This is a genomic window from Streptomyces sp. NPDC052079 (assembly GCF_040680275.1).
In the GTDB taxonomy this organism is placed as follows: Bacteria; Actinomycetota; Actinomycetes; order Streptomycetales; family Streptomycetaceae; genus Streptomyces.
Genome location: NZ_JBFAWL010000001.1, coordinates 607,934 through 627,090, shown reverse-complemented (window position 1 = coordinate 627,090; position 19,157 = coordinate 607,934). Strand labels below are relative to the sequence as shown.

The 19,157-nt window shown below is 71.0% G+C and carries 20 protein-coding genes; 11 read left to right on the top strand and 9 right to left on the bottom strand.

The window, feature by feature from the left end; genetic code table 11:
* Positions 1–174: 174 nt before the first annotated feature.
* Positions 175–1,602 carry a DUF3152 domain-containing protein gene (locus tag AB0L56_RS03070; protein ID WP_361022381.1) on the bottom strand — a complete coding sequence of 476 codons (1,428 nt, stop codon included), beginning with the start codon at positions 1,600–1,602 and terminating at the stop codon, positions 175–177.
* Between the two features lie 8 nt (positions 1,603–1,610).
* Entirely contained in the window at positions 1,611–2,666 is a 1,056-nt protein-coding gene (locus AB0L56_RS03065) for an alpha/beta hydrolase (protein ID WP_365418275.1), read from the bottom strand.
* A 197-nt stretch (positions 2,667–2,863) separates the two neighbouring features.
* Between AB0L56_RS03065 and AB0L56_RS03060 the strand changes: the two genes are divergently transcribed.
* The 4 genes from AB0L56_RS03060 to AB0L56_RS03045 all read left to right on the top strand — a co-directional run bounded on the left by AB0L56_RS03060 (position 2,864) and on the right by AB0L56_RS03045 (position 4,800).
* Positions 2,864–3,091, top strand: coding sequence for a hypothetical protein (locus AB0L56_RS03060; protein WP_361022375.1), 228 nt, complete (start codon positions 2,864–2,866; stop codon positions 3,089–3,091).
* A gap of 198 nt (positions 3,092–3,289) precedes the next feature.
* A complete protein-coding gene (locus AB0L56_RS03055; protein WP_149547509.1) occupies positions 3,290–3,934 on the top strand; it encodes a TetR/AcrR family transcriptional regulator in 645 nt (214 codons plus the stop codon).
* Positions 3,935–4,074: 140 nt separating this feature from the next.
* Positions 4,075–4,302: a DUF3107 domain-containing protein gene (locus AB0L56_RS03050; RefSeq protein ID WP_361022371.1), complete on the top strand. Its 228-nt coding sequence runs from the start codon at positions 4,075–4,077 to the stop codon at positions 4,300–4,302.
* A 231-nt stretch (positions 4,303–4,533) separates the two neighbouring features.
* Positions 4,534–4,800 carry a hypothetical protein gene (locus AB0L56_RS03045; RefSeq protein WP_361022369.1) on the top strand — a complete coding sequence of 89 codons (267 nt, stop codon included), beginning with the start codon at positions 4,534–4,536 and terminating at the stop codon, positions 4,798–4,800.
* 56 nt (positions 4,801–4,856) lie between these two features.
* Here the strand turns inward: AB0L56_RS03045 and AB0L56_RS03040 are convergent, their stop codons facing one another.
* Positions 4,857–5,612, bottom strand: a complete 756-nt coding sequence (locus AB0L56_RS03040) for a ferritin-like domain-containing protein (protein ID WP_365418270.1) — start codon at positions 5,610–5,612, stop codon at positions 4,857–4,859.
* Between the two features lie 305 nt (positions 5,613–5,917).
* Here AB0L56_RS03040 and AB0L56_RS03035 point away from each other — a divergent pair, with 305 nt between their 5' ends.
* Complete coding sequence (locus AB0L56_RS03035) at positions 5,918–8,341, top strand: DEAD/DEAH box helicase (RefSeq protein WP_365418848.1); 2,424 nt, start codon at positions 5,918–5,920, stop codon at positions 8,339–8,341.
* Positions 8,342–8,418: 77 nt separating this feature from the next.
* Entirely contained in the window at positions 8,419–9,303 is an 885-nt protein-coding gene (locus tag AB0L56_RS03030; RefSeq protein WP_365418267.1) for an alpha/beta hydrolase, read from the top strand.
* 252 nt (positions 9,304–9,555) lie between these two features.
* On the opposite strand, the gene AB0L56_RS03025 is transcribed toward AB0L56_RS03030, so the two are convergent.
* Positions 9,556–10,449, bottom strand: a complete 894-nt coding sequence (locus AB0L56_RS03025) for an NYN domain-containing protein (RefSeq protein WP_361022360.1) — start codon at positions 10,447–10,449, stop codon at positions 9,556–9,558.
* Between the two features lie 227 nt (positions 10,450–10,676).
* Here AB0L56_RS03025 and AB0L56_RS03020 point away from each other — a divergent pair, with 227 nt between their 5' ends.
* Positions 10,677–10,829 (top strand): hypothetical protein, encoded by a 153-nt coding sequence (locus tag AB0L56_RS03020; protein ID WP_361022357.1) that lies wholly within the window; start codon positions 10,677–10,679, stop codon positions 10,827–10,829.
* Positions 10,830–10,943: 114 nt separating this feature from the next.
* Here AB0L56_RS03020 and AB0L56_RS03015 read toward each other — a convergent pair whose 3' ends face one another.
* The 4 genes from AB0L56_RS03015 to AB0L56_RS03000 all read right to left on the bottom strand — a co-directional run bounded on the left by AB0L56_RS03015 (position 10,944) and on the right by AB0L56_RS03000 (position 13,914).
* A complete protein-coding gene (locus AB0L56_RS03015; RefSeq protein WP_365418263.1) occupies positions 10,944–11,549 on the bottom strand; it encodes a MarC family protein in 606 nt (201 codons plus the stop codon).
* Positions 11,550–11,600: 51 nt separating this feature from the next.
* Positions 11,601–12,455: a PHP domain-containing protein gene (locus tag AB0L56_RS03010; RefSeq protein WP_365418261.1), complete on the bottom strand. Its 855-nt coding sequence runs from the start codon at positions 12,453–12,455 to the stop codon at positions 11,601–11,603.
* A 118-nt stretch (positions 12,456–12,573) separates the two neighbouring features.
* Complete coding sequence (locus tag AB0L56_RS03005; protein WP_361022349.1) at positions 12,574–13,215, bottom strand: DUF6758 family protein; 642 nt, start codon at positions 13,213–13,215, stop codon at positions 12,574–12,576.
* 114 nt (positions 13,216–13,329) lie between these two features.
* The gene (locus AB0L56_RS03000) at positions 13,330–13,914 is read right to left on the bottom strand and encodes a suppressor of fused domain protein (protein WP_365418257.1); all 585 of its coding nucleotides are present in this window, start codon (positions 13,912–13,914) and stop codon (positions 13,330–13,332) included.
* Positions 13,915–14,444: 530 nt separating this feature from the next.
* Here AB0L56_RS03000 and AB0L56_RS02995 point away from each other — a divergent pair.
* Both AB0L56_RS02995 and AB0L56_RS02990 read left to right on the top strand, forming a co-directional pair.
* Positions 14,445–15,566 carry a magnesium and cobalt transport protein CorA gene (locus AB0L56_RS02995; protein ID WP_361022343.1) on the top strand — a complete coding sequence of 374 codons (1,122 nt, stop codon included), beginning with the start codon at positions 14,445–14,447 and terminating at the stop codon, positions 15,564–15,566.
* A 23-nt stretch (positions 15,567–15,589) separates the two neighbouring features.
* Positions 15,590–16,102, top strand: a complete 513-nt coding sequence (locus AB0L56_RS02990; RefSeq protein ID WP_361022340.1) for a hypothetical protein — start codon at positions 15,590–15,592, stop codon at positions 16,100–16,102.
* Positions 16,103–16,275: 173 nt separating this feature from the next.
* Here AB0L56_RS02990 and AB0L56_RS02985 read toward each other — a convergent pair whose 3' ends face one another.
* Positions 16,276–17,040 (bottom strand): hypothetical protein, encoded by a 765-nt coding sequence (locus AB0L56_RS02985; protein ID WP_365418253.1) that lies wholly within the window; start codon positions 17,038–17,040, stop codon positions 16,276–16,278.
* Positions 17,041–17,254: 214 nt separating this feature from the next.
* Here AB0L56_RS02985 and AB0L56_RS02980 point away from each other — a divergent pair, with 214 nt between their 5' ends.
* Both AB0L56_RS02980 and AB0L56_RS02975 read left to right on the top strand, forming a co-directional pair.
* Positions 17,255–18,538 (top strand): CBS domain-containing protein, encoded by a 1,284-nt coding sequence (locus tag AB0L56_RS02980; RefSeq protein WP_361022334.1) that lies wholly within the window; start codon positions 17,255–17,257, stop codon positions 18,536–18,538.
* Entirely contained in the window at positions 18,528–19,136 is a 609-nt protein-coding gene (locus AB0L56_RS02975; RefSeq protein WP_365418250.1) for a DUF1003 domain-containing protein, read from the top strand. The genes AB0L56_RS02980 and AB0L56_RS02975 overlap by 11 nt, the downstream gene beginning before the upstream one ends.
* The last annotated feature ends 21 nt before the right edge of the window (positions 19,137–19,157 follow it).

Here is a 19,157-nt window from a genome sequence, read left to right as displayed (position 1 = left end):
TCGTCGCCGTACGGCTCGAGACGGTGCAGCAGGTCCTTGACGTACTCGGTGGTGCGGGCGGAGGAGATGCGGCCCGCCACCTCCAGTGATGGACAACCGTCCATCACGCCACCAAAAGGGGTGAACGGGCGTAACTTTCGCTTGGGGGGCGCGTTTGGGTCCGCTAGGCGATCATCAGCTGTTCGGGTACGCCCATGGATTCGGGCGGCAGCTGATTCCGTCGTGGTCGAGGAACTTGGTCTGCTGCTGCATCACGGGCGCCAGGTCACCGTCCTTGTCGCAGGTGACGTGGTTGTGGCCCAGGCGGTGGCCGATCTCATGGTTGATCAGCATCTGGCGGTAGGCGTGGATCTCGTCGCCGTAGGTCTCGGAACCCTGCGCCCACCGGTATGCGTTGATCATCACGCGTTCGGTGGCCGCGGAGTCGCAGGAGACGTTGTCCTCGGTGGTGTCCAGGCCCGATTTGGCACACCAGTCGGCGGTCGTCGCGGGGCTGGCGAGGGTGATCACCCAGTCGACCTTGCCGGAGTGGACGCGCTCGAAGGTGCGGGCGCCGTTGTGCGCCCAGCTGCGGTCGTCGTTGAGCGTCCTGTGCACGGCCTCCGCGAAGAGCTCACCGTCGAGGCCGAGGCCCTGCTCGACGTCCACGCGGTAGGTGATCTTCTCTCCCTTGCCGGGCGCCTTGTCGATGCCGGTGATCGCCTCGAACTTCCCCGTGCCGACGCGGGTCTGGCTGAGTGGGTACGTCCTGTCCATCTTCTGCTGGTACGTCAGCGGCTGGGTGGAGGGCGCGGCGGGCGCCTCCCGGTCGTCACCGCGCGAGGCGGGGTCGCGGGCGTCGCGCGCCTGCTCACCGGCGGACTGCCCAGGTACGCCGTTGCCGTCACGTTCCTCGGCGACCTGGCCGGCCACGACGACGGCCAGGACCGTGGTGACGGCGGCGGCCGCGATCCCGGTGAACGCCCGCCCCTTGCCGCCCCGGGCTTGCGCGGGCTCTTCGGTCGGTGGGTCGACCGGTTCGCTGCTCCAGTCGGTGACGGCGGCGTACGCGTCGGCGGGGCGGACGGAGGCCGGCGGGTGCGGTGCCGGGGTCCGCGTGCGCGGGGTGAAGAGGTCGGTGTCCTCGGCGAAGGCGTCGAGGTATTCCTGGCGCGGGCCGGCCGGGGGTGCCTGCCGCTGCCGGGGGAAGGGGACGCCCCGTCCGGCCGTCGGTCCCGGTGCGCTCATCGGTCCGGGGCCGGTTTGAGGTGTGCCGGCGTAACCGGCACCGGCCGTCGTCCGGCCGTTCAGCGTGCCCCAGCCGCCGCCGGGTTCGCGCTGTTCAGGGTGTCCTCCACGCGCCCGCGGCACACCGTGCGCCGGCGTGCCGTCCGGCAGCCATCCGTCCGGGAGGCGCGGCACGCCGTGCGCGGGAGTCCCGGGCGGGTACAGGTACGGGTCCCCGTAGCGCCCGTCTCCGCCCATGGGTGGCTGCTGGGCCGGCGGAGCGGCGGAGGTACGGCGGGGTTCGCGGCCGTCCCGGCCGTCCCGGCCGTTGCGTACTGCGGTGGTGTCCGCGCTGTCGCCCTTGGGGGCGGGTCCACGGCGGCTGTGGCGTCCCACGTCGCGCCTCAGCCCCTCGTGTTGTCGGCGGCGGTTCCGCCACCGGTGGATGCGGAGGAACCCGAAGCGCCCTGTGCGCCCGGTTCCCCAGTATCCCCCTCATCGGCCGAATCCGGTGCATCCCTGAGGAGTTCACGGAAGGCGAGGGCCACGGTGTCGGGGTACTCCATCATCGCCACGTGCCCCGCGTCGGGGATGGTCACCAGCCGGGAGTGCCAGAAGGCGCGCGCCGCCCGCTGGGCCATGCGGAAGCCGACGAGCTGGTCCCGGCCGCCGTAGACGAGCAGGGTCGGCGCGAGCACCCGCTCGGCCTGGCGCCACAGTCCCTGCTGGCCACCCAGGGTGTAGGCGTTGACGATCCCCCGCGCGGAGCGTGCCATCGCGTCCCAGAAGTACGGCAGCCTCAGCCGCCGCTCCATCTCCTGCACCGCGTTGCGGAACCCTTCCGGCGACACCCGCCCGGGGTCCCCGTAGCAGAGCTGCAGCACCCCGCGGACCCGCTGCTCCGCCGTCCACTCGCGGGTGATGCGGGTGAACAGGGTTGCGATCCCGGGCACCGCCAGCAGCCCCGTGGGGACGGCGGTGCGCTGCACCCGCAGCTCCGGCAGGGCCGGCGACACGAGGGTGAGGGTGCGCACGAGGTCGGGGCGTACGGCGGCGACCCGGGTGGTGACCGCGCCGCCGAGCGAGTTGCCGAAGAGGTGCACCGGGCCGCGGCCGGTGGCGTCGAGATAGCGGATCACCGCGCGTGCGTGCGCGGTGATGGAGTAGTCGCCGTCGTCCGGCGGCGGTGAGTCGCCGAAGCCCGGCAGGTCCACGGCCTCGCTGTCGACCACGTCGTGCAGCAGCGGCATGAGGGCCGACCAGTTCAGCGAGGAGCCGCCGAGCCCGTGGACGTAGAGAGCGGGCGGCAGTCCCTTCCGCGCGGGCGGTCTCGACCGTACGGAGAGCGTGACGCCCGGGAGCTGAACCGACCTGAGCCGCTCGCCCTCGGCAACCCTGACGGCCGTCACCTTGGGCAGCACGTTGGCGGGCGGCACGGACGGCAGCTCGGTCGAAGACATGGGGCAATGTTACGAGACGATCACACGGCAGCTCATGTGTTCGGCGTCACAGAGTCGCTCCGGCCGGATGCGCAGTCTGTCACATCATCGTCGCGCATCGCATAGCGTCCGAATCGAGTGTCTCCTAGTCTCGTACAGAGGGCACCCGCATATGGCCCCTGTACTCATCAGGGACGTTCGCAGGAAGGGAGCCCAGCATGGCCGTAGACCCGACCGACCCGGAGACGTTCGAGGAGGACGAGGACGTCCTCGAGGGTGAGGAGTACGACGTCGAGGCGCCCGTGGTGGACGCGGCCGAGCAGCAGGCGGAGGTGGCGCCGGACCGCGACGAGCCGCTGACCGGCGTCGATCCCGACCGCGCCAACGAGGCCGACCTGGTGGAGCAGGCCCGGATCGTCTCCCTCGACGAGGACGACTACCGGTGAGGGATGCGCCGTCCAGGGCCCCGTCGCCCGGAGAGGGGGATCCATTTTGCCCGCTCTGACGGTTTTTGAAACCGCCCGTACGGCTTTCGCCGCGGTCCGGTCCGTGAAATTCTGCGCTCGCACCGCGCACACCACGGTTACCGAAAAGTACGATGGCGGCGCGGCTCACACCGCATTTGGACGACAATGGGAGGCGGCGTGACAGCCATCGAGCAGACGGACGCGGTACGCCCGAGGGGTACACGCCTGCCGCGCCGTGCCCGACGGAACCAGTTGCTGGGCGCCGCCCAGGAGGTCTTCGTCGCGCAGGGTTACCACGCGGCGGCGATGGACGACATCGCCGAGCGCGCGGGTGTCAGCAAGCCGGTGCTGTACCAGCACTTCCCGGGCAAGCTCGACCTGTATCTCGCACTGCTGGACCAGCATTGCGAGGCTCTGATCCAGTCCGTGCGCCACGCGCTGGCGTCGACGACGGACAACAAACAGCGCGTCCGGGCGACCATGGACGCGTATTTCGCCTATGTCGAGGACGACGGCGGCGCGTTCCGTCTGGTCTTCGAGTCGGACCTGACGAACGAGCCCGCCGTGCGCGAGCGCGTCGACAAGGTGACCAATGACTGCGCGGAGGCGATCTGCGACGTCATCGCCGAGGACACCGGGCTGTCGCGGGCGGAGTCGATGCTGCTCGCTTCGGGGCTCGGCGGCCTAGCGCAGGTGGTGGCGCGGTCCTGGCTGCACAGTGACCGCAGCGTGCCGCGCGACCAGGCGGTGCAGTTGCTGACCTCGCTGGCCTGGCGGGGCATCGCCGGATTCCCGCTGCACGGCAACGAACAGCACCACTGAGCGCACCGGTCCCTTTGTTCCCGTCGGCTGTTCGCTCCTGGCGTGGCCGGGCGCGGCGTGCGGGTCCCCTCACCGGGCTAATGTGTGCTGGTACGGCGCGGAAGGTCGCGCACTTCACTGACCGTCGGAGGGACATAGCCGTGGAGGTCAAGATCGGCGTGCAGCACGCGCCCCGCGAGATCGTTCTGGAGAGCGGTCAGAGCACCGAAGAGGTCGAGCGCGTGGTGGCCGATGCGCTGGCCGGGAAGTCGCAGCTGCTGAGCCTCGTGGACGAGCACGGCCGCAAGGTCCTGGTCCCGGCCGACCGTCTCGCCTACGTCGAGATCGGCGAGCCGGCCCCGCGCAAGGTGGGCTTCGGCGCGCTGTAGGCGGCGGCCGGAAAGCAGCGAGAGGGCCCGGCGGTTCCGTACCGCCGGGCCTTCTCCTGTTCCCGCTGCCGGTGGCACCCGCCGGGCCGTCGGGGGTTGTCCTGTGGCCGACCTGCGCGCCCTCACGGATGGAGCACAGGTCCTTCACAGGGAGGATTGGATTCCGCAGGTCAGGGGTAGACCCGGCTACGACCGATGTGAGCAGGCCGGCCATGTGGGAGGGACCCCGACATGCTCTTGGAAGCGCTCAGCTCCGCCATCCTCGGCCTGGCTCTGGCATGGGCGGCGTATCACCGCCTGTCGCACCGTCTTCCCGCTCCCGCCCTCGTCCTGCCGACCGGTGTGGCCGGAGCCCTGTTCGGCGCCTTCGTCATGAACACCGCGCTGGACGGCAACCTGCTGACGATCCTGCTCGGCGCGGTGATCGTGTCCGTGGCGTCGCTGTCGCTGCTGCTGCGCCCCGCGGGAAGACTGCGCCGCCGGTCGGCCACCGCCTGACCGGACGCCGTTGGCGGCGCAGGGGATGAACCGGGCCGGGCGGCCCGGAGCGCCCGTCAGGCCGCCAGCCCCAGGGCCGCCATCCGCTTGGTGTGCGCCTCGGTGATCCGGGAGAACATCCTGCCGACCTCGGCGAGGTCGAATCCGTCCGCGACACCGCCCACGAGCATCGTCGACAGCGCGTCCCGGTCGGCGACCACCCGCTGGGACTGCGACAGTGCCTCCCCCATCAGCCGCCGCGCCCACAGCGCGAGCCGCCCGCCCACGCGCGGGTCCGCGTCGATGGCGGCGCGCACCTTCTCCACGGCGAAGCCGCCGTGCCCCGTGTCGTCGAGCACGGCCAGCACCAGGGCGCGGGTGTCGGAATCGAGCCGGGCCGCGACCTCCCGGTAGAAGTCGCTGGCGATCGAGTCGCCGACATAGGCCTTGACCAGGCCCTCCAGCCAGTCGGAGGGCGCCGTCTGCTTGTGAAAACCGTCGTAGGCGGCGACGAACGGCTCCATCGCGAGCGTCGGCTCCTCACCGATCTCGGCGAGCCGGTCGCGCAGGCGCTCGAAGTGGTGGAACTCGGCCGAGGCCATCTTCGCCAGCTCGGCCTTGTCCGCCAGCGTGGGCGCGAGCTTGGCGTCCTCCGCGAGCCGCTCGAACGCCGCCAGTTCCCCGTACGCGAGCGCGCCGAGCAGATCCACGACAGCGGCACGGTACTGGGGGTCGGCGGAGGCGGCCGCCCAGTCCAGGGCGGCGACGCCGGTGTGTCCGGCGGGGGTGTCGGGGGTGTCCGCGGCGTTGTCAGGCTTGTCAGAGCTCGTCATGAAGCGCACAATAGCCCGCTTGTCCCGCACCGGAAGTCTCTGGCCGATCAGTGTGACGACGACTACGTGACCAAATCGGCCATGGCATGTGCGCGAATCCGGGGTATGGTGGTAATGCGCCTGCTGAGCACTCTGACGTACTCGACAGGCCGTATGTATGAGGATGCCCGGTCGGTGGCCCGATCGGCTCCGACCCGACAGCCCTCTCGCCGTCCGCCACAGTGCGTACGGAACCTGGAGGGACACCTCAGCGGTACGAACGCTCGAGCGTGGGCAGTGGTCCCGTGTTCTACGGCTCCGCCCGTATGGCAGCCGACGTCCCCGGCACGGTCCCTACACGACCCCCCGCGTTCGCCTCGCACCGCGTACACAGAAGAGGCAGCACCCTGACTACGACGTTCCGAGAGCTCGGGATCCTTCCCGAGACCGCCGAGGCCCTGGAGGCCGTCGGCATCATCACTCCCTTTCCCATCCAAGAGATGACGCTCCCCGTGGCCCTGTCGGGCACGGATGTCATCGGCCAGGCCAAGACCGGCACCGGCAAGACGCTGGGCTTCGGCCTTCCGCTCCTCGAGCGTGTCACCGTTCCCGCGGACGTGGAGGCCGGCCGGGCGAAGCCCGAGGACCTCACCGACGCGCCGCAGGCGCTGGTCGTCGTCCCCACGCGCGAGCTGTGCACCCAGGTCACCAACGATCTGCTCACCGCCGGCAAGGTGCGCAATGTGCGCGTCACCGCCATCTACGGCGGCCGGGCCTACGAGCCCCAGGTCGAGGCGCTGAAGAAGGGCGTCGACGTGGTCGTCGGCACCCCGGGCCGGCTGCTCGACCTCGCCGGGCAGAAGAAGCTGAACCTGAAGCATGTGAGGGCCCTCGTCCTCGACGAGGCCGACGAGATGCTCGACCTGGGCTTCCTGCCCGACGTCGAGAAGATCATCAACTTCCTTCCGGTCAAGCGCCAGACCATGCTGTTCTCGGCCACGATGCCGGGCGCCGTGATCGGTCTCGCCCGGCGCTACATGTCGCAGCCGACGCACATCCGCGCCACGGCTCCGGACGACGAGGGCGCGACGGTGGCGAACACCACGCAGTTCGTCTACCGCGCGCACAACATGGACAAGCCCGAGATGGTCGCGCGGATACTGCAGGCCGACGGCCGCGGTCTGGTGATGGTCTTCTGCCGCACCAAGCGCACCGCGGCCGATCTCGCCGACCAGCTCAAGCAGCGCGGCTTCGCCTCCGGCGCGGTCCACGGCGACCTCGGCCAGGGCGCCCGCGAGCAGGCGCTGCGCGCGTTCCGCAACGGCAAGGTGGACGTGCTCGTCTGCACCGACGTCGCCGCCCGCGGCATCGACGTCGAGGGCGTGACCCACGTCATCAACTACCAGTCCCCCGAGGACGAAAAGACGTATCTGCACCGCATCGGCCGCACCGGCCGCGCGGGTGCGAAGGGTACGGCGATCACGCTGGTCGACTGGGACGACATCCCGCGCTGGCAGCTGATCAACAAGGCGCTGGACCTGGGCTTCGGCGACCCGCCGGAGACGTACTCCACCTCCCCGCACCTGTTCACGGACCTGGGCATCCCCGAGGGGACCAAGGGCATCCTGCCGCGCTCGGAGCGCACGCGCGCCGGGCTGGACGCGGAGGAGCTCGAGGACCTGGGCGAGACGGGCGGCCGTGGCGGGCCGCGCGGCCGCGGTGGCCGGCGCGGTGACTCCCGCTCCGAGGAGCGGGAGTCCTCTTCGGCCCGTACGCCGCGGCGCCGCCGCCGCACGCGTGGCGGTACGCCGCTGGACGAGGCGGTGCAGCAGCCCGCGAGCCCGGCCGCCGAGGGCGCCGGCGAGGGGGAGGACGGCACGGCCGCGCGCACTCCGCGCCGTCGTCGCCGTATGCGCGGCGGAGTCCCCGCGGTGGAGTCCGTGGAGGCGGTGGAGTCCGCCGTCGACACGGCCGAGGGCACGGCGGTGGACACCGACGAGACCCCCGCGAAGCCGCGCCGCCGCCGCACCCGCAGGTCGGCGGAGAAGGCGGCGGTGGACACGGCGGCCGTCGTGACCGAGTCGCCGGTCGAGGAGTCCGCGGTGGCGGCCACCGAGGCGCTTGACACGGCGGAGGCCACCGAGGCCAAGCCGCGCCGGGCGCGGAAGACCGCGGCCGACAAGGCGGAGGCCGCCATCGACACGGCGGAAGCCAGCGAGGCGAAGCCGCGCCGGACCCGGAAGACCGCGGCCAACAAAACCGAGGCCGCCGTCGACACGGCGGAAGCCACCGAGGCCAACCCGCGTCGCCGCACCCGCAAGGCCGCCGAGCCGGCCCCGGACGTCGCCACCGACATCCCGGCGCAGACGGTGCCGGAGCAGGCCGAGGTCGCGGAGACCAAGCCGCGCCGGACGCGGAAGACCGCGGCCAAGAAGGCCGAGGCCGCCGTCGACACCGCCGAAGCAGCCGAGACCAAGCCCCGGCGCACCCGCAAGAGCGCGACCGCCACCGAGGCCCTCGACACGGCCGAGGCCACCGAGGCCAAGCCGCGCCGCCGCACCCGCAAGGCCGCCGAGATCCCGGCGCAGACCGCGCAGGAGCCGGAGGCCGCGGAGGCCGCCGAGGCCAAGCCGCGCCGGACCCGTAAGGCCGCTGCGGCCGCGCAGGAGCCGGAGGCCGCGGACGGGGCGAAGCCCAAGGCCCGCCGCACCCGCAAGGCCACGGCCGCCCCGGAGCCCGCGGAGGGATGAGGCACTCACGCCGACGGCCCGGTCCCCCCACCGGGGGGCCGGGCCGTCGGCGTGTCCGCACCCACTACGCTCACCCTGTGACCGCCCACTCCGCCTCCGCCCCGCCTCCCGGCGCCGCCCACGCCCGCCGACTGCGCACCCCCCGCGGTGAGTTCGCCGTCGTGGACGTGCCCCCGGCCCCCGGAGCCACCCCGAAGGGCGTCGTCCTGCTGCTGCCCGGATACACCGGCAGCAAGGAGGACTTTGCCCTTGTCCACGAGCCGCTGGCCACGCGCGGGTACCGCACGGTCGCCGTGGACGGGCGGGGGCAGTACGAGTCGGACGGGCCCGCCGAGGACGAATCGGCGTACACGCGCGAGGAGTTGGCGCGGGACGTGCTCGCGCAGGCGGACGCGCTCGGTACGCCCGTGCATCTCGTCGGTCACTCGCTCGGCGGCCAGATCGCCCGTGCCGCCGTCATCCTGGACCACACCCCCTTCCGTTCTCTCACGCTGATGTCCTCCGGGCCGGGCCGGATCTCCGTCTCCCAGGAGCAGCGGGTGAAACTGCTCCGGGACGCGCTCGCGGTGATGTCGATGGCGGAGTGCTGGGAGGCGATCCTGGCCATGGGACCGCCGGAGGACGTGGGGGGCCCGGCCCGTGGAATCGGCGGTCCGGAGCTGCTGCGGAACCGCTGGCTGGGCACGAAGCCGGCGCAACTGCTCGCCACAGGACGTCAGTTGTGCACCGAGCCGGACCGGGTGGCCGAACTGGCAGCCGTGCCGCTGCCGTTCCACGTCCTGTCGGGCGAACGCGACGACACCTGGCCGGTCCCCGACCTCGACGAGATGGCCCGTCAGCTGGGGGCGCACCGCACCGTCATCGGCGGCGCCGAACACTCCCCCGCCGCCGACCGGCCCGCACCGACCGCCCGCGCCCTCGCCGACTTCTGGGACACCCTTCCCGCCGGGGCAGCCTCTTAGGGCCTGACCGGCGGCTCATGCCGGGGACGCGGGGCCTGGCACGCCCATCTGCGGCGTTGGCGTCGGTCGCCGACTCCCCCACTCTCGGCTTCTCCCCCCACTCTCGGCTTCGCTCGAGCGGGGGGACCCCCATGAGCGGGGCCCCCATCGCGTCAACTCCCTCCGCCGCCTTGCATCTGGACGCACCAGACCCCGCTCACCCGGGTTGCACGGCGCCGCCCCTTTGCCCCGACTTGCTCCGCCGGACAGGCCCTAGTACTGCCCCTGCAGGTGGTCCCAGAAGCCGTCGCGCAGGGCGCGGCGCAGGTCCGCCTGGCCGCGCAGGGAGTACTGGAGGAGGCCTTCCGCCTCGACCAGCAGGTCCTGGTCGACGGACCCGGGAAGGTAGGGGTGGCCGGGGAGGAGCTCCCCCATCGCCTCCCGGCCGCGTGCGCCGAGCCACTTCGCGGCGATCTGGGCACCGACGAACCGGACGTCCTCGCGGGTGGGCCGGCCCGTGGTGGCCTCGTACACGGATGCCGTGCGCCGGGAGACGTAGGGCTTGAAGAAGTCGAGGTCGAGGGTGCGCTGGCTGTCGACCTCCCAGAGCAGCGGCTCCGCCTGGTTGCGGCCCTCGGGCGCCTCGATGCCCCAGAGGTGGACGCGGGCGCCGTACCCCTGGGCGGCCTCGACCGCCGAGACGAGGTCCTCGTCACCGCCGAGCAGGGCCGCGTCGCTGATGGCCCGGTGCCGGGCCAGTGACTCCAGATCGGTGCGGATCAGGGAGTCGACGCCCTTCTGCTGGTTGTTGGCGTTGAGGTTGCCGAGGCGGACCTTGACGTCGGGGAGTTCGGCGATGGTCTGCTGCTCGGCGGTGTGGATACGGCGCCTGGCGCCGTCGTACCAGTAGACGCGCAGCAGCCTGCTGTCGGCGAAGATCGTGCGGGCCCGGTCGATGAGCGCGTCGATGAGCCCCTCGGCGTCGAGGTCGAAGGCCCTGCGGTCCTCCGTCCCGGCCACCAGCCGCCCCGCGGCGGCGTACAGATAGCCGGCGTCGACGAAGATCGCATGGGTCGAGGGCGTCTTCGCCACCTCGGCGAGCATGCGCTGGAGCAGCTCGTTCGTGCGGTCGATTCGGGCGTGCAGTCCCGCGAGGTCTTCGTTCATCTCTTCCATTGTCCCGGTGGTCACGCTGTGAACACAACCGGTCCCGGTCGGTCTCGCTTCAAACCCTTGCCGGTCAGTATTTAGCCGATCGAAAAATTTCTTTAGCGTAGGGAATGTTTGCATGGCGCATCCCGTTGAACCGTTCATGGACCGCGGGCCCGACTGGCCCGGGATCGCCCACCCAGCAGTTCTCCTTCAGGAGGATGACCAGACGAAGGGAGAAGCCCATGCGCTTCGAAATCATGCGACTCGACGACGTCGACGGCACACCCGTGCACACGACCGTTGTGGACGCCGCCTCCGTCAACCGCATCGTTCAGCAGGCCGCCGCCATCGGACAGCGCCTGTGGATCCGGCCGGCCGACAGTTCGGCCTCGTAACGCCGATCGCGCGGGACACCGGCCACACGGGCCGGATCCCCGCACGCATGCTTCGGAGCCCCCGTACCGCCATCGGTACGGGGGCTCCGCGACGTCCACGGGAAGGCGGGACGGTCAGCCGCCCCGGATCACCTGGGTGACGCCGTTGATGATCTGCTGCACGGCGATCGCGGAGAGCATCATGCCCGCCAGACGCGTCACCAGGACCACTCCGCCGTCCTTGATGACCCGGATGATCAGCAGCGAGTACCGCATGACCAGCCACAGCACGAGATGGATGGCGAGGATCGCCGCCCACACCGAGACCTGACCGATAACCCCCTCGGCCTTCTGCACGGCGAGGATGACCGACACGATGGCTCCCGGCCCCGCCAGCAGCGGCATGCCCAGCGGGACCAGTGCCACGTTGACGTCCTTGGTCTGCTGGGGCTCGTCGGTCTTGCCGGTGAGCAGATCGAGCGCGATCAGCAGCAGGAGCAGCCCGCCCGCGATCATCAGGGCGGGCACCGACACGTGCAGATAGGCGAGGATCTGGTGACCGAGCAGCCCGAACACGGTGATCACACCGCCGGCCACACAGACGGCCTGGAAGGCCATCCGCTTCTGCGCCACCGCCGGCCGGCCGGCGGTCAGGGCGAGGAAGATCGGGGTGATCCCAGGGGGATCCATGATGACGAAAAGGGTCAGAAAGAGAGAGCCGAAAACGGCGACGTCGAGCATGACTGCCTTGCTGGAAAAGCTAAATGAACTGGGGCGGGTCGGGGGCGGGTCTCAGACTCCGCCGGCCCCCGGCACCGGGAACGCCCCGGTCGCGCGCCGCGTGATCTCGCCGTACACCTCGGGGTCCGTCGTGAACTCGCCGAGGACACAGGTCTTGCGGCTGCCGTGGTAGTCGCTGGACCCGGTGACCAGGAGACCCAGTTCCTTCGCCAGGCCGCGCAGCCGCGCCCGGGTGTCGGGGTCGTGGTCCATGTGGTCGACCTCGAGGCCGTCGAGTCCCGCCTCGGCCAGCCGGGCGATCGCGGACTCCGGCACGGTCCTGCCCCGCTTGGTCGCGGCGGGGTGCGCGAAGACGGCGACACCGCCCGCGTTCTTGACCAGCCGCAGGGCCTCGAAGGGATCGGTCTCGTGCTTCTCCACGTACGCACGGCCGCCGTCGGCCAGCCACTGCTGGGTGAAGGCGTCGCTCACGCTCGGCACCACGCCCAGTTCGACGAGCGCGGTGGCCACGTGCGGGCGGCCCACGGATCCGTCGCCGGCGATCCGCTGGACCTGCTCCCAGGTGACCGGCACGCCCAGGTCGTTCAGCTTGGCGACCATGCTCTTGGCCCGCGGCACCCGGTCGTCCCGGACCAGTTCGCGCTCGGCGAGCAGGGCGGGCTCCTCGGGGTCGAACAGATAGGCCAGCATGTGCATGCTGATGCCGTCGAGGCGGCAGGAGAGTTCGGCGCCGGTGACCAGCGTGAGTCCCCTCGGCAGGGCCGAGAGTGCGTCGGCGTGTCCGCGGGTGGTGTCGTGGTCCGTCAGCGCCACCACGTCGAGACCGGCGGCGGCCTTGCGGACCAGCTCGGCCGGTGTGTCCGTACCGTCGGACGCGGTGGAGTGGGTGTGCAGATCGATGCGCACGACGCGTTACTCCAAGCGGTGACGGGCGGATGGGGACGCTCCAGGATAACCGGATGTCCGGCCCACGCCGGTCACACCTGAACCCGGCGTGCGCCCCCTACCGATCGCCGATCGGTCCTCACACCTCCAGCAGGCGCGGCGACAGGGCCCCGCAGGGCACCAGCTCCACCTCCGCCCCGGCGTCCCGCAGATCGGTGAGGACCAGCTCGTCGTACATCAGCAGACCGGACTGCTCCGGCCACACCACGGCCCACAGCCACATGCCGAGCGCCTCGCCCGCGAACACGGCCCGGTCGTCCGGTGTCTTGGAGACGTGCCAGAGCGGGGTGGGACGGCCCGCGGCCAGCACCTTTGCCTGCGGCGGCTTCTCGACGTTCATGTACGGCCCCGGGTCCGGTCCGTCGATGCCCGCGTACCGCGCGCCGAGACCGACGCCGAGCTCCTCGGCGACCAGGATCAGCTCACCCATTCCGCCCAGCGGTCCGGGACCGGTGCACGCGACGGCCGTCGCCCGGCCCCCGCTGCGGTCGTCACCCGCACAGGCCACCCCCGTGAAGAGCCAGCCCACCGGCAGCGGCCACGGCATCCACACCGGCACCCTGGTGCGGTGCACGACGACTTCGAGGGCCTCGACGCTCGGCGGTATCACGGGCTGCAGCGGGTGCACGGCGCCGTGCAGATCGCATTGCCAGGCATCCGAGAAGAGGCCGGGAGCCCTGACCCGGCCACCGCACTTCGGGCAACTGGGTTCGCCCCTCATAGGGCCCCACGGTCCTAGCTCGGGCGCGTCACGTCAAGGACGATCACCCGCCCGGCGCAGTCATCTTGTGAAATGAGCAGGTTGTTCACACCGGCGAGTTCCGGACAGGACGCCTCAGTCCAGGGAAGCGGACCTGCGGGACGGGTCCCTGAGGTCCGTGCCCTGGTTCAGCCAGCGTTCCTGAAGGGCCTGGGCGCCGTGCACACGCTTCCAGGCGGCCTCGTTCGGGGTCATCGGCAGCAGCGGCAGGAACCGTACGGGGTCCAGGGGCTCTTCCAGCTCCAGGTCCTCCACCAGGCCGCCCGGTTCGGCGACCAGCACGGAGGTGAACGGGGCCCCGGGCCACAGCGGTGCGCCCACGTCGAGGGAGGCGCCGGGGGTCACGACCACGCCCTCCACCTGCGGGGAAGCAGCGAGTACGGCGAGCGGACGGAGCACCTTGTCGGTGTCGGCGACGCCGCCCCGCACCGACAGCAGCAGTTCGACACGCGGGCCCCTGACCTGGTCCGCGATCACCGCCGTGGGGTCGGTCATGGGCTGCGCGGACATACCGAGGGTGGCGTAGCGCACGATGTCGCCCTCGTGGAAGCGCAGCACCTCGATGCGGTCCGTGCCCACGAAGGTGACCGCCGCGCGTGCGTCCGGTTCACCCAGTGCCGTACGCAACCGGGCCTCGACCAGAGGAAGAACATCAGCCATGCGGCGAGCATAGAACTCGTCAGTACCGGGCAAAGCAGAGCCTTGACATGCCGGTCGGCTGATACGCTTGGCCGGTGGTTCGGGCAGCACGCAGATGGGGGCACCGCCCAGGCCTTTAGGGCTCTGGGGGAGTCGGACGGTTCCGAACGCATGTGTGACACTCCCCGCTCATGGGGGAATCCCCTCAGGGGATTGTGGATCGTCCCTTACGAGGGACCGGCCGGAGGAGGTGGGGCTGACATGGATCGAAGTCGACCGTGCAGTATCACCCGCTCTTCCGCCCGCTGATGTAGCTGCTTCCTGTCCGGCTGCCGCCTTTCGCCTGCGCGTCTTCATCGGAAGAGCACTTCGTTTCGTTCTGCCTGATCTGCCCCAGTAGCTGTATCAGCGACGAAGCTCGCCACCGCGACGGTGCGGTGCTCCCCGCTTTGTGGACGTGCCAAACATCCGCAGTCCAGGACGTCCTCATTCCGGGTTGTTCCACCCGTCGTTCCGGCGCCTTTCGTTGCCTGTATGCGAAGGAGCCCGCCATGTCGATGATCCGCGACCTGCGCGCCGTGGTCCGTCCCTCCTCCCGTGTCTCGCTGCGCAAGGAGAGCGGCCCGTACGACACCACCCGTGACCCCGTGACGGCCACCGCCGTCGTCGACTGCGCCGTCTACCGCGACGGCCGGCGACTGGAGACCGAGGGCGGCCAGCTCACCCCCCAGGAGGCGATGCGCCTGGTGCGTCGCGACGGGGGCTTCGTCTGGATCGGCCTGCACGAGCCGAACGAGGCCGAATTCGCGGGTATCGCCGCGGAGTTCGGGCTGCACCCGCTGGCCGTGGAGGACGCCGTCCAGGCCCATCAGCGGCCCAAGCTGGAGCGTTACGACGACTCCCTGTTCACGGTCTTCAAGACCATCCACTACGTCGACCACGACCGGCTCACCGCCAGCAGTGAGGTCGTCCGGACCGGCGAGGTGATGTGCTTCACCGGCCGGGACTTCTTCATCACCGTCCGGCACGGCGGGCAGGGTTCCCTGCGGGCGCTCAGGCACCGGCTCCAGGACGACCCCGAACTGCTGGCCAAAGGCCCCTCGGCCGTGCTGCACGCCATCGCCGACCATGTGGTGGACGGCTACATCGCGGTCGCCGACGCGGTGCAGGACGACATCGACGAGGTCGAGACGCAGGTGTTCTCGCCGGGCCGCAAGGGCACGCCGCGCGGCACGGACGCCGGGCAGATCTACCAACTCAAGCGCGAGGTGCTGGAGTTCAAGCGGGCCGTGGCGCCGCTGCTGCGGCCGATGCAGTTGCTGAGCGAGCGTCCGATGCGGCTGATCGACCCGGACATCCAGAAGTACTTCCGGGACGTGGCCGACCATGTGACGCGGGTGCAGGAGCAGGTCATCGGCTTCGACGAACTGCTGAACTCCATCCTCCAGGCGAACCTCGCCCAGGCCTCCGTGGCGCAGAACGAGGACATGCGGAAGATCACCTCCTGGGCCGCGATCATCGCCGTGCCGACGATGGTGTGCGGGGTGTACGGGATGAACTTCGACTACATGCCCGAGACACACTGGAAGTACGGCTACCCGCTGGTCCTCGGTGTCACGGTGGCCCTCTGTCTGGGCATCCACCGGACGCTCAAGCGCAACGGCTGGCTCTGAAAAGGCCTGGATAGGCTGGGCGCATGACAAGCGAGCTGCTGGAGCGTGCCCTCGTCGAGGAGGCCACGAAGAAGTCCGGCCTCATCTGGGTCAAGGGGCCCGGGGTTCCGGCCCGGCCGCTGTGGCACGTGTGGCACGAGGGCGCCGCGTGCGTGGTCGGTGACGGGCCCGGTGAGCAGCCGCTGCCGGGGCTGTTCGACGGCGGTCCCGCCGAGGTCACCGTGCGCAGCAAGGACAAGGGCGGCCGGCTGGTCTCCTGGTCCGCGAGGGTGGTGGAGCTCCCGCCGGGGTCCGAGGCCTGGGAGGCGGCCGTCGCCGAACTCAAGGGCAAGCGGCTGAACGCACCGGACGCCGAGACGATGCCCGAGCGCTGGGCCCGCGAGTGCCGGGTGCTGTGCCTGGAACCGACCGGGACCACCTCACCGCTCCCCGACCACTCCCTGGCCGAACCCCCGCTGCCGACCCCGGCGACGACGCGCCGGCCGGTCCCGGAGGGGCTGCCCAGACTGCTGCGGAAGAGGAAACGTCGGGGTTAGGGCCTGTCCGGCGGATCATGCCGGGGACGCGGGGTCTGGCACGCCCATCTGACGCGTTGTCGTCGGTCGCCGACTCCCTCCTCCGCCTTGCATCTGGACGCACCAGACCCCGCTGACAGGGGTTGCACGGCGCCGCCCCTTTTCCCCGAGTTGATCCGCCGGACAGGCCCTCGTCAGGACGTCGGGAGCTGTTTGCCGTAGTCGAGGGTGTCGTCCTTGGCCGGTTTCTTGAGGGGGAAGTCGGTGCCCCAGTCCGAGAAGGTGAGGGTGCCGGCCTCTCCGGCCCGGACCAGGCGTACCGGGTACGGCTTGCCCTCGAGCGAGACGTCCAGGGTGCCGCCGGAGCCCTTGTCGCTGGTGACGCGGATGGTGCGCAGGCCCGACTGCTCGTGGTGGCCGTCCGTGGCCAGTTCGCCGTGCAGGGTCAGCAGACCACTGAGCAGCACGCTCTTATCGGTGAAGCCGATGAACTTCTTGTACGACGAATCGCCCTGCGGCACCTTCACATACTTCTCGGCGAGCTTCCCGGCCGCCGCCGCGTCCGCCTTGCCGCCGTCTTCACCCTTCCCCTCGCCGGCCCCCTGCCCCCAGAACTCGGCCCCGGCCTTCAGATAGAGCTCGTCGTCGATCCGCAGCAGGCGAAACGTCTCCCCCTCGGTGCTGACCGAGCCGATGCCGCCCTTCTCCTTCAGCCGCATGTCCAGCGTGTACGTGCGTCCGCTGGTGACCACGGTGCCGTGCAGCCGCACCGTGCCCACCGACTTGGCCGCCTGCTGCGCTCTGCTCTGGATCTGGTCGGCGGGCAGTCGCCCGACACCGTTGGTGCCCTCGTTCGGATCCTCGGAACATCCCGTGAGCGCCGTTCCCGTCACAAGCAGTGCGCACACGGCGCCGGCCAGCACGGCCCTGCGGGAACGGCCCTGGGAGATCGGAATCACAGGTGGGCTGCCTCTCTGACGGGGGACCTGAACGGCGTACGGCAGAGTACCGGGGCCCGGAGCGCCGGGCGGAGCCAGTCCGTCCGGACCGGCCGCGGGCGCACGGCCGATCGGGACGGGCTAGCCTGAAGCCCATCCGAGCGGGCAATCCGGAAAAGGAACGCAGCAGGCAGTACACGGCCACGAAGACCCCGCACGCAAAGGAGGCGCCGCCATGGCAGCAGGTGCCCCCCGGTTCTTCGTCTCCCACCTCTCCGGTGTCGCCGTCTTCGATCCGGCCGGCGACCAGGTGGGGCGCGTGCGCGATCTGGTCGTCATCCTGCGGCCCGGCCGGCGTCCGCCGCGACTGCTGGGGCTGGTCGTCGAGCTCCCCACCCGCCGGCGCATCTTCCTGCCCATGAACCGGGTGACGTCCGTGCAGGCCGGCCAGGTCATCTCGACCGGGGTGCTCAATGTGCGGCGCTTCGAGCAGCGGCCCACCGAGCGGCTCGTCTTCGGTGAGCTGCTGGACCGTCGGGTGACACTGGTGGAGACCGGCGAGGAGGTCACCGTCCTCGATCTGTCGGTGCACCAGCTGCCGGCCCGCCGCGACTGGGAGATCGACCGGGTCTTCGTGCGCAAGGGGAAGAAGGTCGGGGCGTTCCGGCGCGGCAAGGGCGAGGCGCTGACCGTCGAGTGGTCCGCGGTGACCGGGTTCTCCCTGGAGGAGCAGGGGCAGGGCGCCGAGAACCTGCTCGCCACCTTCGAGCAGCTGCGCCCCGCCGACCTCGCCAACGTACTGCACCACCTCTCGCCCAAACGGCGCGCGGAGGTGGCCGCCGCGCTCGACGACGACCGGCTCGCGGACGTACTGGAGGAGCTGCCGGAGGACGACCAGGTCGAGATCGTCGGCGTGCTGGCGGAGGAGCGGGCCGCCGACGTGTTGGAGGCCATGGACCCCGACGACGCGGCCGACCTGCTCGGTGAACTGCCGGAGGCGGACCAGGAGCGGCTGCTGAGCCTCATGCAGCCCAGCGACGCGGCCGACATGCGGCGCCTGATGTCGTACGAGGAGGACACGGCGGGCGGGCTGATGACGACCGAGCCGATCGTGCTGCGGCCCGACGCGACCGTGGCGGACGCCCTCGCCCGGATCCGCGAGCCCGACCTCTCCCCCGCGCACGCCGCGCAGATCTACGTCTGCCGCCCGCCCGAGGAGACGCCCACCGGCAAGTACCTGGGCACCGTGCACTTCCAGCGTCTGCTGCGCGAGCCCCCGTACACGCTGGTCGGTTCCCTCCTGGACGACGATCTCCAGCCTCTGGAGCCGGACGCGGAGCTGCCCGTGGTCGCCGGGTTCTTCGCCACGTACGACATGGTGGCGGCGCCGGTGGTCGACGAGGCGGGTGCGCTGCTGGGCGCGGTGACCGTGGACGACGTGCTGGACCATATGCTGCCGGACGACTGGCGGGAGACCGAGTTCCACCTCGACGAGGAGGTGGGGCCGGATGGCTCCTGAGCGCGACGGCGCACGCGAGCGGCAGCCGGCCGGTGCCACGGCCGCCGGGCGGCCGCGCGCGCCCCGGCTGGACCAGCCGCGGCCTCCCCGGCGCCGGTTGCTGCCGGAGTGGGACCCGGACGCCTTCGGGCGGCTGTCGGAGCGGATCGCGCGCTTCATCGGCACCGGGCGGTTCCTCGTCTGGATGACGGTCGTCATCATCCTGTGGGTGCTGTGGAACGTGTCCGCGCCGGAGGAGCTGCGGTTCGACGAGTACCCGTTCATCTTCCTGACGCTGGTGCTGTCCCTGCAGGCCTCCTACGCTGCCCCGCTGATCCTGCTGGCGCAGAACCGGCAGGACGACCGCGACCGGGTGAACCTGGAGCAGGACCGCAAGCAGAACGAGCGGGCGATCGCGGACACCGAGTATCTGACCCGGGAGGTCGCCGCGCTGCGGATGGGACTCGGGGAGGTGGCCACCCGGGACTGGATCCGCTCCGAGCTGCAGGACCTGGTCAAGGAGCTGGAGGGACGGCAGAACGGGCACAAGGACCATCACGGAGCGTTTCCGGCGATGCGGGCGGAACGGCCGCCGGGACGTGACGCAGAAGACCGCTGACGTCCTTACGCGCGGGTGTAC

Coding starts and splice junctions, on each gene's coding strand:
- AB0L56_RS03065 (WP_365418275.1), bottom strand. CDS start 2,666: ATGTCTTCGACCGAGCTGCCGTCCGTGCCGCCCGCCAACGTGCTGCCC.
- AB0L56_RS03060 (WP_361022375.1), top strand. CDS start 2,864: ATGGCCGTAGACCCGACCGACCCGGAGACGTTCGAGGAGGACGAGGAC.
- AB0L56_RS03045 (WP_361022369.1), top strand. CDS start 4,534: ATGCTCTTGGAAGCGCTCAGCTCCGCCATCCTCGGCCTGGCTCTGGCA.
- AB0L56_RS03040 (WP_365418270.1), bottom strand. CDS start 5,612: ATGACGAGCTCTGACAAGCCTGACAACGCCGCGGACACCCCCGACACC.
- AB0L56_RS03035 (WP_365418848.1), top strand. CDS start 5,918: ATGGCAGCCGACGTCCCCGGCACGGTCCCTACACGACCCCCCGCGTTC.
- AB0L56_RS03025 (WP_361022360.1), bottom strand. CDS start 10,449: ATGAACGAAGACCTCGCGGGACTGCACGCCCGAATCGACCGCACGAAC.
- AB0L56_RS03020 (WP_361022357.1), top strand. CDS start 10,677: ATGCGCTTCGAAATCATGCGACTCGACGACGTCGACGGCACACCCGTG.
- AB0L56_RS03015 (WP_365418263.1), bottom strand. CDS start 11,549: ATGCTCGACGTCGCCGTTTTCGGCTCTCTCTTTCTGACCCTTTTCGTC.
- AB0L56_RS03005 (WP_361022349.1), bottom strand. CDS start 13,215: ATGAGGGGCGAACCCAGTTGCCCGAAGTGCGGTGGCCGGGTCAGGGCT.
- AB0L56_RS03000 (WP_365418257.1), bottom strand. CDS start 13,914: ATGGCTGATGTTCTTCCTCTGGTCGAGGCCCGGTTGCGTACGGCACTG.
- AB0L56_RS02995 (WP_361022343.1), top strand. CDS start 14,445: ATGTCGATGATCCGCGACCTGCGCGCCGTGGTCCGTCCCTCCTCCCGT.
- AB0L56_RS02990 (WP_361022340.1), top strand. CDS start 15,590: ATGACAAGCGAGCTGCTGGAGCGTGCCCTCGTCGAGGAGGCCACGAAG.
- AB0L56_RS02980 (WP_361022334.1), top strand. CDS start 17,255: ATGGCAGCAGGTGCCCCCCGGTTCTTCGTCTCCCACCTCTCCGGTGTC.
- AB0L56_RS02975 (WP_365418250.1), top strand. CDS start 18,528: ATGGCTCCTGAGCGCGACGGCGCACGCGAGCGGCAGCCGGCCGGTGCC.